11 protein-coding genes and 1 pseudogene are annotated in these 14,398 nt (G+C 58.7%); 3 read left to right on the top strand and 9 right to left on the bottom strand.

What is annotated here, in order from left to right:
• Positions 1-141 precede the first annotated feature (141 nt).
• A pseudogene (locus Q0938_RS14755) lies at positions 142-728 on the top strand (transposase); the annotation flags it as partial.
• Positions 729-747: 19 nt separating this feature from the next.
• Entirely contained in the window at positions 748-1,218 is a 471-nt protein-coding gene (locus tag Q0938_RS14750; RefSeq protein ID WP_299363816.1) for a hypothetical protein, read from the top strand.
• 300 nt (positions 1,219-1,518) lie between these two features.
• Here Q0938_RS14750 and Q0938_RS14745 read toward each other — a convergent pair whose 3' ends face one another.
• The 4 genes from Q0938_RS14745 to Q0938_RS14730 are packed head-to-tail and all read right to left on the bottom strand — an operon-like array spanning position 1,519 to position 7,920.
• Positions 1,519-2,811 carry a hypothetical protein gene (locus tag Q0938_RS14745; protein ID WP_299363813.1) on the bottom strand — a complete coding sequence of 431 codons (1,293 nt, stop codon included), beginning with the start codon at positions 2,809-2,811 and terminating at the stop codon, positions 1,519-1,521.
• A complete protein-coding gene (locus Q0938_RS14740) occupies positions 2,808-5,063 on the bottom strand; it encodes an AAA family ATPase (RefSeq protein ID WP_299363811.1) in 2,256 nt (751 codons plus the stop codon). Before Q0938_RS14740 ends, Q0938_RS14745 begins: the two co-directional genes overlap by 4 nt.
• 40 nt (positions 5,064-5,103) lie before the next feature.
• Positions 5,104-6,810, bottom strand: coding sequence for a macro domain-containing protein (locus tag Q0938_RS14735; protein ID WP_299363808.1), 1,707 nt, complete (start codon positions 6,808-6,810; stop codon positions 5,104-5,106).
• Between the two features lie 3 nt (positions 6,811-6,813).
• Positions 6,814-7,920 carry a DarT ssDNA thymidine ADP-ribosyltransferase family protein gene (locus Q0938_RS14730; RefSeq protein ID WP_299363806.1) on the bottom strand — a complete coding sequence of 369 codons (1,107 nt, stop codon included), beginning with the start codon at positions 7,918-7,920 and terminating at the stop codon, positions 6,814-6,816.
• On the opposite strand from Q0938_RS14730, the gene Q0938_RS14725 reads away from it, so the two are divergent.
• Entirely contained in the window at positions 7,882-8,172 is a 291-nt protein-coding gene (locus Q0938_RS14725; RefSeq protein ID WP_299363825.1) for a hypothetical protein, read from the top strand. The two genes, Q0938_RS14730 and Q0938_RS14725, sit on opposite strands and share 39 nt — an antisense overlap.
• 16 nt (positions 8,173-8,188) lie before the next feature.
• Here the strand turns inward: Q0938_RS14725 and Q0938_RS14720 are convergent, their stop codons facing one another.
• The 5 genes from Q0938_RS14720 to Q0938_RS14700 form a co-directional block, all read right to left on the bottom strand.
• Positions 8,189-8,644 (bottom strand): GIY-YIG nuclease family protein, encoded by a 456-nt coding sequence (locus Q0938_RS14720; protein ID WP_299363804.1) that lies wholly within the window; start codon positions 8,642-8,644, stop codon positions 8,189-8,191.
• Positions 8,645-8,727: 83 nt separating this feature from the next.
• Positions 8,728-11,406, bottom strand: coding sequence for a TnsA endonuclease N-terminal domain-containing protein (locus tag Q0938_RS14715; RefSeq protein WP_299363802.1), 2,679 nt, complete (start codon positions 11,404-11,406; stop codon positions 8,728-8,730).
• Entirely contained in the window at positions 11,399-13,336 is a 1,938-nt protein-coding gene (locus Q0938_RS14710) for a site-specific DNA-methyltransferase (RefSeq protein WP_299363800.1), read from the bottom strand. Before Q0938_RS14710 ends, Q0938_RS14715 begins: the two co-directional genes overlap by 8 nt.
• Positions 13,333-13,506, bottom strand: a complete 174-nt coding sequence (locus tag Q0938_RS14705; RefSeq protein WP_299363798.1) for a hypothetical protein — start codon at positions 13,504-13,506, stop codon at positions 13,333-13,335. Before Q0938_RS14705 ends, Q0938_RS14710 begins: the two co-directional genes overlap by 4 nt.
• Positions 13,503-14,387, bottom strand: a complete 885-nt coding sequence (locus Q0938_RS14700) for a WYL domain-containing protein (protein WP_299363796.1) — start codon at positions 14,385-14,387, stop codon at positions 13,503-13,505. Before Q0938_RS14700 ends, Q0938_RS14705 begins: the two co-directional genes overlap by 4 nt.
• Positions 14,388-14,398: the final 11 nt, after the last annotated feature.

Genomic DNA, 14,398 nt, shown 5'->3' with positions numbered 1-14,398 from the left:
GTGGGTCTGCTCATGCACCCCAGCTACCATGCTGGATTCACGAGATGAATCCCTCACGGGATTTGCGCAACAGAGCCCCTCCCCGTGGTTAAGGGGATGCGAAGGTAGAATTTTCTCGGCAAGATGGACGAGGAGATTCCGATGAAGAAGAGCCGTTTCACCGAAGCCCAGATCATGGGCGTGCTGCGCCAGGCGGAGGGCGGGCTGCCCGTTTCCGAGCTTTGCCGCGAGCATGGGATCAGCAGCGCGACGTTTTACAAATGGCGCGCGAAGTTTGGCGGCATGGATGCATCCATGATGAGCCAGATGAAGGCCCTCGAGGATGAGAACAGGCGACTGAAGCGCATGTTCGCCGATCTCAGCATGCAGGCCGATCTGCTTCGAGAGGCTCTGGGAAAAAAGTGACGCGGCCAGCTCAGCGCCGGGAGCTGGCCGAGAAGGCGGTGGCGACGAAGGGGGTCAGCATCGCGCTGGCCTGCCGGGCGTTCGGCGTCAGCGAGACCTGCTTTCGCTATAGTCCGAAGCGTTACGACGAGAACGAGATGATTGCCGATCTGCTGGTCGGGCTGACGAATGTCCACAAGACCTGGGGTTTCGGCCTGTGTTTCCTGCACCTGCGGAACGTCAAGGGACATGTCTGGAACCACAAGCGGGTCCACCGGATCTACTGCGAGCTGGAGCTGAACCTGCGGATCAAGCCGCGGCGCAGGCTGAAGCGGGAGAAGCCTCGGTAACGAGCGCATCAGGTTGAAGGTGACATTGTCGTATTTCGTGGAGCCGAATCCGAGCTTCGCAAGCGCGATCGATCCTGCACGATACCAGTCGTTCGGTCTGCGTTTCGACTTGAAGCGAGCGCGTGAGACAGAACGCAATTTCATGCGTCGGGTCAATAAGGACGACCGGGATGAGGGCGATCTTCGGCCGGTGAATGAAGACAACGATGGTTGGTTCTTTGGGCCGAAGTCGGTGTCGGCCGGTTCAGTCCACATGGATATTTGGGAGGGCAGTGCCGTTGAGCTTGCAGCGCGGGACCTTCTCTATGTGTTTCCGATTTCAGGTTGGTGGCGCGAGCGCAAGGCGCTTGGAAGAGCCGAGAGCAAGAGTCGATATGCGCTCGTTGTCGGTATCGAGACACCGGATGTCGACGTTGACCTGATCACACCAATCGCAACAGAGCTTGCGAACCTGATAGCAGCGGGCGTAGCAATCGAGACATAGCAAGAATGCTCTGCCTTGTGCCGATTGGAGGCTGCCTAGCTGCGGCTACCTTGTTTTGCCCCGAAGGACGCGCGCAGGTTCGACGTACGGAACTGGATATTTTCTTATGAGTCTTAATAGGTTAGGCTAAGCGGCAAGTCTTGGGATATTCCGTTCGACCAATCGCAAGTATCGTTGGTTGCCTGCCCCCGCAACCAACTTTCTTCGCGTTTTCAAACGCTTAAGCGCCGCCCTCCGGGGCGGCGTTTGCGTTTCCAACACCCGTGGAAGCACTGTGGAAGCAAGAGGGCACGAAGTCCTTCATAACGCTTCGTAAATCGGTGCCTGCCATGGCCGTTGCTTCCAGTGCGGCTCGATCGGGATCATCGCATCGATACCGGCCGGGATCCCGCTGCCAAAGGCGAGCTCTCGAACATCGATCGCGACAACATCCAGCACCGGCCGCTCTTCGGTCATGAGCACGAACTCGGTGATCCATCCTGGCGGACAGTCCCTTGAGGCCGGGTAAATGAGCGCGAGTCGCTTGCAGCGGTAGCGACTGGCGTAGGCGTTCATCTGATATGCGTCGCCGCTCGAGACGCCCGAGTTCGGTTCGGCGAGATCGAGGCGTTTCCACTTTGCATCAAAGATGGCGACGCACTCGTCTCCGCTCTGAACGGTGATGTCGGGGCGCAGCTGGAAGCCCGCCGTCGCGAGGTTCTTCACAGGGCTCTGAAGTCCGACAGTAAGGGGTGCACCGGCCTGCACCTGGCAAGCATGCCGGATGCGCAGTCCGAGTACCGTCTCGAAGAGCTTTTCCATGTTGAACAGCAGAGCGGAACCAGCTGCGTCGCCGATGCGAACATCCGGATAGAGGCCTGTCAGCAGCCAGCGGGCCCGCGCAAACACCGGCTCCCAGTGTCGGATGGTACGATCAAACCGCAAGGCGCCAACGTCGCGAGCCCTGACCCTGCCATCGGTCACCTCGACAAAGCGATGGAGGAACGCCGCCACCATCGCCCGCGTCCTCGGGCTCAGTGCGAGCCCTAGAAGGATCCGAAGGACCGCCTTGAGCGCTTGATTGTAGGGGTTGTCGATGCTGCGCTCGTCGAAGCGACAGAGTAGATGAGAACGGTCGAAGGCGTTCGTGCGCAGGTGCTCGGTCAGCTCGAGCCGTCCGCGGATGGCATTGAGGTTCTCTGTCCTCTCCGAGTACCGGGCAATGGCCCCGCCTCGGAGCGCGGATTTCACCTGGCTGCAGAAATCCTCGATGAAGACGTCCAGGAGGTGGCTGTGCTGTTGCCCAAGGCCAGCATCGCCCACGCGCTTTGATCCGAGCTCACCTGCGCGCGCAAGCATGGCCACCAGAAGGCCCCGCATGTCTTCGCTGCTATTGCTGCCATGGTCGATCTTTGGAAGTATCTCGATTGCCAGCTGCTCGGTTTGCAGGACTCCGCAGAACGGCCCGAACTTCAATGACCGATGGCCCCATGCGAGGACCCCGGGTGGCAGACGTCCGGCGAGTTTCGCGATGCCTTCTGCCTCGAGCTCGCTGATCTCGCCGGCCGGGCCGATGCTGACATCCTCCCTCTCTCGGAAGCTCAGGCACCTCATTCCGGTGGCTCGTAGATCTTGCGGATTGCGTCCGGGGTGATGTCGTCTTCCCGAATGATCTCGAAGGCCTCGCCGTCCCCGATTTCGGTCGGGTCCGCCTTCGGAAAGAGCACGGCAGCACTCTGCGTGCGAGCCCGGACCAATTGCAGCTCTTCCTCCACGGCCTGGTCGGCGAGGACGTAACGGATCTGACGCCAGTCGTCGTAGAACGCCTCTTGCAGGAACGGCAGTATCTCCCGGGCAAAGACCCGGCGCAGCTCGTCGAACGACTTCACGTGGTAAAAGTAGCTGTGGCCGAGGGTCTGGTCGCGATGCAGCAGGCGGGACAGGCGGGCATTTATGGCCTGCAGAAGCTGACGCAGGTCGATCGCGTTGCCCTCACCGTCATCGATCGATTCAAGCAGTTCCGGCTTCGGCGTGAGTTCCTCGAACCGGAACCGGCGCCGTAAAGCGCTGTCGAGCAGAGCAATCGAGCGGTCCGCGGTGTTCATTGTGCCGATCACGTCGACATTCGCGGGCACCCCAAAACGCTCGCCGGAGTAGGGGAGCGTCACTTCCAGGCCCTTGCAGCTCGAGGCGCGGTTGCCCGAGGCATCGAGGCGGATGCGCTTGTCAACTTCGACGAGCGTGATCAGCTCGCCGAAGACCTTGGCGACGTTTCCGCGATTGATCTCGTCGATGAAGAGGGCGAAGCGCTTGTCCGGCGCGCGCCGGGCCCGATCGCAAAGCCGCTTCAACACTCCCGGCCGCACCTCATAGGTGACAGCGCCGTTCTCCGTGACAGGGCGAATGCCCTCGACAAAATCCTCGTACGCGTAGCTCTGATGAAACGTCACGAACTCGAAGCGATCACCGGCCTCGTCCTGGTAGCGCGGCAGGTAATCGTTTTTGAGGCGGTAGGTCTTCCCGGTGCCGGGCGGGCCGTAGAGAATGAGGTTCAGGGGCGGCGCGAGTTTCTTTCGAGATGCGTCCCCAGTCCCGGCGTCGCCCGCCGGCGTAGTAGCGCCCGATGTGACAGGTGGCAGCGCCTTCCATAGGCGCTCCAGTGTCCGGGCAGCCTTTGCCTTGATCTCGATTCCGGAAGACTGCGGGTTCCATTCCTGGCCGGGCTCGCGGCTTTGCAGCTGTTCCAGAGGGACGATTTCGTCCGACGTTGCATCGCGGACTGAGTCGAATGCCACGTCAACGAAGCGCGTCGTCTCTCCGGCGTCGGCGCGGGCCTGTTCCCAGTGCTCCGCTTCGTAGGGCGCGCGCGTGACCTTTCCGACTGCAACGACGCCTTTCGGTGGACTGCCGGTGCGGATCAGAAAGACGCGGTCGCCCTCGCGAGGCTTGCTCGAGCTGCAGCGCCACCGGTTGTCGGCCTTCTCCTCATTGATTGTCGTGGCGCGGTCGCTCGCGAGTGTCTCCCAGTTCCATTTGGAAGGGTTCCAACTGAGGAGCCAGTTCTTTGTCTGGTTCTTCCACTGGGCTTCGAACTCTTCCTGATAGAAATCGATGTCCGCGCCATGTTCTTCTTCAAGCCGGCGGCGCAGCTCGAGCAGGGCACGGTCGATCTCGACAGTGCTCCACTTCTTGATCTCCTTCTCCGGCGTGTCTCCGAAGCCGGCGAGGATCAGGCGCTTGTCGCCCTCAGAACTGATCCGCTCGAAGGTATCGGGGAACAGCAGGTGCGGAAGAATATGTATCAGCTGTCTGTGCCGCGCCTCAGGAAGACCACTCAGCCAGCCAGAGAACGCCCACGGGTCCGAAGCGATCTGCTCGCGCTCGGAGCCATCGCGAGCCTTGAAATCTTGCAGAGCGCCGATGAGAAAAACCAGCTCGCGCCAGCGGTGCGTGTTGTAGGCAGTCCCGGCGGAGCCGATGCCTTCGAGAACAGCGTCTGCGAGGAGTGGGTGGGTCGCGCTCAGGTCATCTCCTGACCAAGACCAGATCTCAAGCACGTTCTCGCGCTTCTTGGCCGCGCCGACGTTCGACGGGAAGAGCAGCGTAAGCCACAAGCTCTCCGCCATCAGCTTGCGGCAATCAGGGGAGCCCTCCGAAAGCTGGACCTTCAATTTCGAGAGAAAATCACCTTCACCGGCGTCGAGATTCTTTACGAAGCGCTGATCGAGTTCGCCGAGTAAGGTGTTCGTCCAGAGGTTTCCGCCGTCCGACAGCGCCGACCCATCTGCAAGAAAGCAGTTTTTCTTCCATGCAGCAGCAGCGTCGTAGATCGGTGCGACGTGGTGATTTGGATTGAAGCGAGACAATTGCCCTCTTTCCTGATTTTACAGTAGCGCCCTTGGTCGCTTATCTTTCATTGACAAAGAATGATGCTTGTCGCTGATCCGCCGATGCGGACTGATAGCGAACAGGTTTGCTGAGCTTCTTGATCTGCCCATCCGACGTGCCCCGTTTCAGCCAAGCGTTCACTTGCGCTTTCTCCAACTCTAGGCGCGCAGCGATATCCTCGACATTCATTGGGGCTCGATCGGTTAACTCCCGCATGCGCAGGAGAAACAGGCTGTAGAAGTCGCTCGCAGGTTCTGAAGAGCAGTAGTCTGCGTCGGCCTTCGCGATGGGATTGCCTGAGGGCGGCGCATCGGCAGCCCCACCCTCACTCTCTGCAGAAGTGGCCTTCGTGGGTGTAGTGCCGGTTTCAGCAGGTGCGTTCACCGTCTCGGATTGCAGTAGCGGAGATCCTGCTTCTTCGGGCAGAGACTCGTCGGGAGGGCTAACTCCTGCCATCGTCACGGTCTCAGCCGTCTTCTGCGCGTCCCTCTTCTCCACTGCACTCGGTGCTTGCCGGGCCATCTCCACTTGCCTGGACTGCTTTAGTGCGTCCGCTGCATTGCGCTGTTTGTTGGGGGGGCCATCAAAGGCGTCTACCAGATGGTCGATATTCGGCGCCCCATCCTCACCGCGACGACCGATTGGCCGGGCGCCCACGCTTGCCAAGGCATCACGCATATACGGGGGCATTGTCTCGTAGCGGACATAAGAGATTGGCGTCTGCGCCCATTTTCCGAGCCCCTTACTTGTCAGCCAGTCTGGTTCCGGGTCCGAAAGCAAAGTCGCCGCCGCGTTGGCTCGCAACATGTCCATGCTTTGTGCAAAGAGCTGGCGGGTCCATTTACCGTTGGCGGATGCAAGTGAAACAAGCGTCAACGATCCGGTCCGTTCTTTCCGGATCTGTTTAGGGATCGACTTTCGCGTCAAGACACCGAAAGGCAGAAGCAAAACGGTATCGACACCCTGCCTCAGGAATATGGCGGCAACCTCCTCGGAGACACGTGTTCCATGAACCAACGCGACCACCTTGTTCGCGCCGGACTGCGCCAGCTCAGTTGCGATCGAACGCAGGGCCTGCAATTCGCGGTCCCCGGGACTGCGTGACGGAAGTAGCGCAATCCAATTGTGAGTAAGAACGTCTAGACTGCCCGAAACAAAGAGCGGAGACGATGTTTCTAGTGCCGGAATTTCATCGCTTTCGATGAGACTGTATCCCAGCTGCTCTGCACCCTTGCGTTCGTCCTCAGTAGGATGTGCTACAGCCGAACGTCCTGTCTTACGCGACGCCGAAGGCTCGAAGACCAGGACATGCGCATCAACGCCATCGAGTTTGTTCCGGATCATCTCGGACACGCGATTCCAGTCCAAGCCACCATGCCCGCACCCAAGCGCCGGCAGCGCAACCGTCACCTGACCGATCCCGTCGAGATATTTGCGCAGATCCTCGAGGCCGCTGGCGATGTCCTCGTAACGAGAAGATTCGCGCCAATCCCGCTTGGTGGGGAAATTGATGATCCAGTCACCGCCAAGCGACTTCCAGATGTGCATCATGCCGGGCTTGACGCGGCCATCCTTACAGTCTCGCTGGTAGTCCTTGAACATGTCCGGATAGCGCTGCTTGAACGCTAGAGCAACGCCAGCTCCCATAACGCCGACACAATTGACTGTGTTGACGCGGATATCAGCGGGGGCGTCGAAGATATCGCCTTTCACGAACTCAAGCATGGCCTAAGCTTCCGATGCGTTCTCAATTGCCTTCAAACAACGATCGTACAGCTGCTCAGCGCAGTCCTCATCCCACCAACTTGGGTACAGAGCCATCACGTCGGCCCGTCCGATCGCGAACAACATGTCGAGTTCCTCCACGCTGTCGACTACGTCGAGTATCTGCTGCTCGTCGCGACCACGTCCGAGTACATCGCCTACAAGGTCATGGTAGCATACCAGCTTGAGAAGCGTCCTCGCTGAAGACATATTTACAGACGCGACGTGCTCGGTCAGTATTTCGGCCATCATCGGCATCGCTCCGACTGGGTGGTCCGGGTCGACCTTTTGCAAGCCGCCATTCTTGTCCCAGCGTGAGCGAGGTCCCTTCCCGATATCATGTAGGTATGCAGCTATCTCGACTAGCATCTGATGTTTCTTTCCGAGGGCAGCATATTCGTCAAGCAGCAACAGATTTTCGACTACTTCTTTGGAATGAACGTCGACGGTTTGCTCGTGGATGCCATTTTCAGAGCGCAGGCCAATCAGTTCGGCAGTCTGTGGCAAGCATCCGAAGTCAGAACGAAGCCCGTCTTGCAAGTGTTTAAGGTTCTTGAATTTCGCCGTTTCTGAGTGGCTGCCTGCATGCTCTTCGACATGAGCGCAAGTCGCCTCAAATATTTTCGCGATCGCCTTTGGTCCCTTGACAAGGCTGCTCTTTCCGCCGCTCGCAAAATTCTTGAACCAGTGAGGCCGAGCCCTATAATCCTCGAAGCAGATCTGCGGAAACGGCTTCGTGCCAACTATTGCTTCGACGCGCTTCTTGGCGGCCTTGTTCCACACTATGCATCGGGTTGCGGCCGTCACCGGGAGTTGGCTATAGACTAGGAGCTCAGCCATGCGTCGGTGGCGAAAATCGTCATCGGGATTTCCCCATTTGCGGCTATCGATCGCAGCCCAATCAAGTTTTACCAAGTCCTCCGGCTCACTGTAAAACGTAGGCGGAACCATTGTGTTTGCGGAGGCTCCAGTGAACACCGCATCTTCCCGTCCAATCAGGTCGATTGGAAACTCAAAGTATAGTATGTCATATTGGTCAACATTTTTTGCGTTTATAACTCCCAACAGCATCGGGCTTACGCGATCCTGCCGATCGCGCCCGGCACCAAGAAGCCCGGCCAGTTCGCCCGCGCGGCCTGGCACGACTATGCCGGCGTTCCCGTCGGCACGATCAAGCGTCACGCCACCAGCAAGGGCAACGCACCGAAGGCGGCGATGATCGCAGCCGCGCGGGCCCGAGGTTTCAGCCCCGCCGACGACAACGAGGCGGACGCCATCGCGCTCCTCCTCTGGGCGATCGAGACGAACGGGGGTGTCGCATGAGGTGGCATCCCAAGGGCTACGGCGGCCATCGCCGGGATCCGGACCAGGTGAAGCGCGACGGCTGGCGCGAGCAGGGACTGCTCGCTGTCTCGCTCGAGGACGCGCGCCTGCCCGCGTCGTCGGACGGCGTGCGCGTGTTGGGCAGGGTCCAACGGGGATTGCTGACGACCCCCCGGATCAGACAAGCTTCGACATAGCGCGCGTGGCTCTTGGTCAGGTTCTCGTCCTTGCTGATCAGCACGACCGTGTCGGTCCAGAAGCCTTTGGCATCGCGACCGGCCTCATTCGAGTTGTGATACGACAATCGAGCGCCGACGCCTTCGGACTCGCCGATGTATGCAAGCTGCCGGTCCTGCGCGTCTTCGTCGGTCCCGATCAGGATGTAGACGCCTGGCCGTTCGATCTCGGGGAAAGCCTCCCGAACCCGACGAAGCTGGTTGCGCCGGAAGGCAATCGCCTGGATCGTCGACATCGAGATTTGCGCCACCCGGATGCCATTCGGGTCGCCGTCGAGCAGGAAGATATTGATCGACCTCGGTTTCAGTACGGACGCTCCTAAAGTAGCACTCGATAATTTCGAGCATCAGCATCGGTTGATTTAATGATCTGATATTCCATGCCGCTGGCCACTGCTATTTGCTCTGCAAATTCCTTCTTGGCCTGAACTACCGCATTGTCGACCTGATGATCGCCTTTGACCTCTACCACGACGTACTTTTCACTGCCGTCCGGCTCCTCGCGAAGAAAAACAAAATCAGGATAGTAGCTGCGAACCGTGTGTGAGTCAGGGTCGATATACTGAATGAAAAAGTCTGACTGACCGTGCGTAAGCATGCCAGTAAAATAGATCTTTTTCACTCTTTTCTCTCTAAGAAGATCCCAGAACAGCGTTCGCTCCGAATTGGAATCGAAGCAGTAGGTGTCGAGATGGAAGCTCTTGTCGCGCTCATGATCCTTCACCACTGCGTCCGTGCTGCGGACAATCTTGTCCTTGGCAGCCGTGATCTCGTAATAACCGTTCGCCGGGAGCTTGATGAGTTCGACTTCGTGCTCTTCGGTTTTTTCCGACTCATCCAGCTCAAAGATCATCCGGAACAAGCGTGGAATGACCTCGTCGTAGAGCAGCTCGTTGAATTTGTTAGTGATTTCAGCGAGCTTATTGACGCCTTCCGTTGTGGCATCCAGCAGCGACTCGATTTCCAATGGCGATTGGTTGAGATACCTAGCGATTTCTCCCACAAGGCTGAGGCGTGAGAACACCTGCTTCTCGCGGCGCTCGGTAAGGTCGAACGTCCTGCTGGCTGACGCACGGGCGGCCTCACTTGGGGTGAGCCCTTCCTGCTGCGTCTCCACGAGCCGATATTTCTCGACAAGCTCACTCCATTTGTCCCGAGCAGACAGCTCGGGGAAGAGCGTCTGTCCAGGCGTGACAGTTTTTTCGCGGACATTGTATTCCTTGCGCACCCGCACCAGCTTGATCTTCACGGGGGGCTCGATGACCTTGACCTGGACGCGCTCCTTTTCGCTGGCGACGTTCTGCAGCTCGGCAGCGCTGATCCTGAAGTTCTGCTGCAGCTCGTCGTTCAGGATCTCCATGTTGTCGTCGGAGAGAAACACATGCCCGGTGTGCTGTGCTTGGCCGATGGCGCGAAGGCAGCGCATGGTGGCCTGAAGCACGAAAACCTTGGATTTGGGCTCGCGGAAGAGGCCGACGCCAAATAGGGACCGGCAGTTCCAGCCCTCGCGCCCCTTGTTGACGAGCAGAATGAACTGCTTCTCCGAGTCTGGGGTGTCCAGACGGTTGAACTCCCGAATGTCGTCGTTCGAGGTCAACTTCTCGTCGCCGACGTTGACCAAGATGCGTGACGTCGGAACGTCTCTCTTGGCGAGGGCTCGTTCGACCGCGGGGCGTAGCTCCTTGGTTAGTTCCTCGATCGTGGCTGCGAAGAAGGCCAATTTGGGCAGCATCCCCTCAGGCTTCAGATCGCCAGTCTCATCGAGGAATTGCTCGACGGCTATGTCGACGAACTCGTCCGTTCGGGTGTTTCGGTATCCGTGAAGGACGACCTTCTTGAGGAAACCCTTTTCGATGGCCTCCTTTAGCCCGTACGCGTAGACGACCTCGGGCAGCACTTCTTTCCCCACGTAGGGCGTGCCGGTATAGTTGTAACACGCGACGACGCGCGTCCCGGCGCGGTTCAGATTGGCGGCGAGCTGGTCGATGGTGGTGCGGAGGCTCGTGTCAGTCTCCTTGGCGCCGATCCCCATGTCCTTTGCGAGCGTTTTGCCGAAGGCGTGGTGTGCCTCGTCCACGTAGATGCCCAGCTGCTCGAGGCGGCACAGTTTTTCGAACCGCTGGTTCGTGGCGAGTTCGGCCTCTTCTTCGGGCTGGTCCCAGGCATAGAGGTCGGCCGCGTCACCATAGACCCCGAGCGCTGTCACCGTGTCCGGGGTCGCGCCGAACAGCGCGTCCAACGGGGTCTTCTCCTTGTGGCGACGCTTCAGGATGATCTTCTGTGTGTTCGAGACCACGATGTTGAAGCGCGATCGGTCCAGCGTACTGAGCGAGGTGCCAGCCTCCTCGAGGTAGTGGAAGCGCAGGTGGGTGGTCAGGAAGTTGACGTACTCGGGGGGGACGACCAGCGCGAGGTCGAAGGACTCGATTTCCTTCAGAGACTGCAGCACGGTCTTGTCAGGGGCGAAAATCAACGCGTTATGGCAGTACCGCTTGTTTTTCTCGAACTTGTTGCCGAGCAGGAACTCGTAGAAGATGCACGTGGCCATAAGGATCGTCTTGCCGGTCCCCATGGTCAGGGCGAAGATGTAGTTCGGGTAGATGCGGGAGTTTTTCCGCATGGCCGCGAAGACAGCTTTGTACTGGTCCTGCGTCACGGCATCGAACATCGAGACCTGGCGCGTGTCGCCGCCGATGATGCCGCCTTCCTGGCGGCCAGCGAAGCGGCCGGTCTTCTCGAACCACGCCTTGAAGATCTCCTCGACCTTCGCGTTGTCCATGAATTCCTTCAGGAAGACATAGATCTCCAGTGCCTCGTACTGAGGCTGGCGCAGGAAGGCCTTGGGGTTCTTGTCCGGGTTGTTGAAGTCCAGAAACTTGCGGGTCAGCTCCTTGTAGTGGGTGCGGATCGTGCCGCGGTTGCTGCGGAAGAATTCCCACAGGAACTGGAAGAAAGCGAAGTCCAGCGACGCGGTGACCGCCTTGGTGCGCCTAGCCATTGGTCACGCTCCCTTCCCAGGACTCGGAGAGGAGGTCCGTGATCTTCACGCGGATCGTTCCGGCGTCGGCCGGCACCTTGTAGCGGCCGGCGACGAGCTCGGTCTTTCCGGGGATGTCGACCACGGCTGGCTGCAGCACGGCGCCGTCGTAGTTCCAGTCGATGAGGACGCTCTCGACCAGCTCGCGCCAGTCCTCGACCGTCTCCTTCTGCATCGACAGCTTCTGCAGCAGGTTCATGGGGTAGAAGCGCTCGACCACCAGCTCGCCATCCTCGATGACGACTTTTGCCTCGGAGTCGCGGCGGAACTCGAGGTTGGCCTTGTCGCGCAGGATGTCGACCACCTCGACATCGATCTTGTAGGGCGTCGCAGCCATCTTGAGCCGGGCGGCGAGGTCGGGCTCGTGCCCCATGCAGACTAGCATGATCTTCTGCACCGGACGGTTCGGATGCTCGGCCTGGCGCCGATCCCAAGCCTTGTAGTCGAAGCCTGCGATCAACTCATTAAGGTCCGCACGGGTAGCGATACGGTTGACCGGCATGATTTTGACCATGCGGCCGTCCTTCTCTCCGTCAAAGACCGTGCTCAGCTCCAGAGGCTGAACTTCAAGCGCCTCGAGAAGAAGGTCTTTAGCCTGCGTTGGATTTCGGAAAATATCGTAATTGTTTACGTTATAAATTTCGAATCCAGTATGGCTTTCTTTCAACTCTCCGGCCTCGGTGTCCTTCGACTCCTTCACGGTTACTGCAAGGCGGTTAATGGTCGTCTGTATTGCGCCTAGGTTGATATCGGCACCTATGAATAGGCGATCATTCTTTTCCGCCGCAACCGCAGTGGTGCCCGATCCCAGAAAGCAGTCAAATACCAAATCCCCTGGATTTGAGGACGCTCTAATTAGTCGCTCGACTAGCTCAACTGGCTTCTGTGTTGGGTAATCCAGACGATCCGCCGCTTGCGAATTTACGGGGTAAATATCATTCCAAACTGAGTCCAGAGGACGTCCCTCGGACTCGTCCAAGAAGCGAATGAGTCGCGGTCGCTTTGTTTTTTCATCAGGATACCAAATCCGCCCGTCAGCATCCAGCTCCGCCATCTTCTCCTTGCTGTATCTCCAGCCATTCGCCGGCGGAGGGAATCCTTTCCACTCGTATGTCATGTTTGGTCGAGGGTTCGGACTTGTAATGTTGTCTAGCTGATAGCGCCGGCCCTTTGAGTCAATATTGCTATACTTGCTCTTCAAATAGGCTTCGCTGTGCTCTGTGAACTGTCTATTCCAGGTAAATTCGTCAGTCTTGGTGTAGAAGAAAATAGTATCATGAACGTGGTTGTAAGTTTTGGAGTCGGCCCGAGCGCTCGTCCGCTTCCAAATTATTTCGTTTCTGAAGTTTGATGCTCCAAACACCTCATCCATCAGGCACTTGATGTAATGACCGCGATTGATATCGCAGTGAACATAAATTGATCCTTCGTTGCTCAACAGCTCACGGAGAAGAACAAGGCGCTCAAACAGAAATTGCAGGTATTCGTCGTTGCTCCAAATATCGCCATACTGCTTGTCCTCGAAGGCTGCCTGATCGCTTTCTGCAGTAGCCCCCCGAACCTTGATCCGCTTTTTGTAGTCAGCGTTTGAGTCAAAGGGCGGGTCAATATAGATCATATTAAACTTGCCACGAAACTCCCTCAGCAAGTGGCTCATGACCTGAAGATTGTCCCCCCAGAAGATCTTGTTGCGCCACCCATCGACCTCTTCGCCATGCACTTCCTTCAACTGTGCCGGATAAAACTGCGTGGACGTAAATGGCCGCTTCCCGCGCCAGTTCAGCATCGGGTAACCCTTGATCGGCGCGAACTGGAACTTCTCCACGCTCTCCAGGTTGGCAGCCTCGGCGCCCAGATCGATCGCGGTCTGATCGGCTTTCACATCACTCATCTGTCATATTCCCTGAAATTCCAGTTCTTCGCGTCGCAATAGGCGCGCATGTCACAGTTCTCGCACAGCCGGTCGGGCCTCGCGGAAATCCGGTAGTCCGCGCTTTCGATGCGGTGGACGATCTCGTCGAAGCGGGCGACCGTCTTGGCGCTGGAGCGAAGGTCTTTCATTGACCCGTTGACCTCGCGCTATTTTGTCGTTCTCCGATTATGTCAGTCGCATTCAGAAGAACGATCTGCTGATCCTGCGGCTTCCGGGCTGCCGGATCGGTATCAAGTCCAAGTCGTCTCAACGCATAGTAGAGGAGCGCGCGCCTCACCTTGATCTTCGCCTTGCCGCCCCGCATCCCGTAGTCGAGCGCGATGACCTTGGCCTGCGACTCCGAGAGCTCAGGGTGAGGGCCGACCTCCAGGGTGACCTCGGAATGCCAGTCGCGATCTTCGTTGGCCGACGTTTCGCTCTCCCGCGATCCGCGGATGCCGAGGATCCGTGAGAGCAGGAAGTCCTTGAAGCATTCGTCGGTCAGGCAGAACGCCCGCGTATGCCAGCGAAACCCGTCGAACCCGATGGCGTGCGGAGCGATCCAGCGCCAGCGCGGCTCCGGGCTCGACAGGGACTGGTACTTCACCTCGATCGCCTCGGAACGGCGGATGGCACCGACGACCCAGCGCAGCGTCACTGGATCGACGCCCCGCACAGGCGTCGGTGCGGAAGCGTAGGACGGCAGGTCGGGGATCCAGCATTCTTCGCGCTCCAGCACATCGTCGGCAACCAGGCGGAGCTGGGCGAGGTAATGCGCTGCATCTGGCGGGCGGAACTTGCAGTCGAAGTCCGGGCCACGGACATAGCTGCGCGCGCTCTTGTCGTAGACCATGTTGTCCGGCGCCAGCGCGATGTAGCGGTTCAGGTCCGAGGATGCCTGGTTCACAGAAACGCCGAACTGCTGCATCACGTCGATACGATTGACGTGTCCCTCCCAGAACAGACGGAACTCGATGAACTCGAGGCGCTGCTCAATCCCCCAGCGAAGTTCGGCCTTGTCCCGGTCCACGTTGCGCTCCC

This window comes from uncultured Paracoccus sp. (assembly GCF_947496875.1).
Lineage (GTDB): Bacteria > Pseudomonadota > Alphaproteobacteria > Rhodobacterales > Rhodobacteraceae > Paracoccus.
This window is presented reverse-complemented; position numbering and strand designations above follow the sequence as displayed.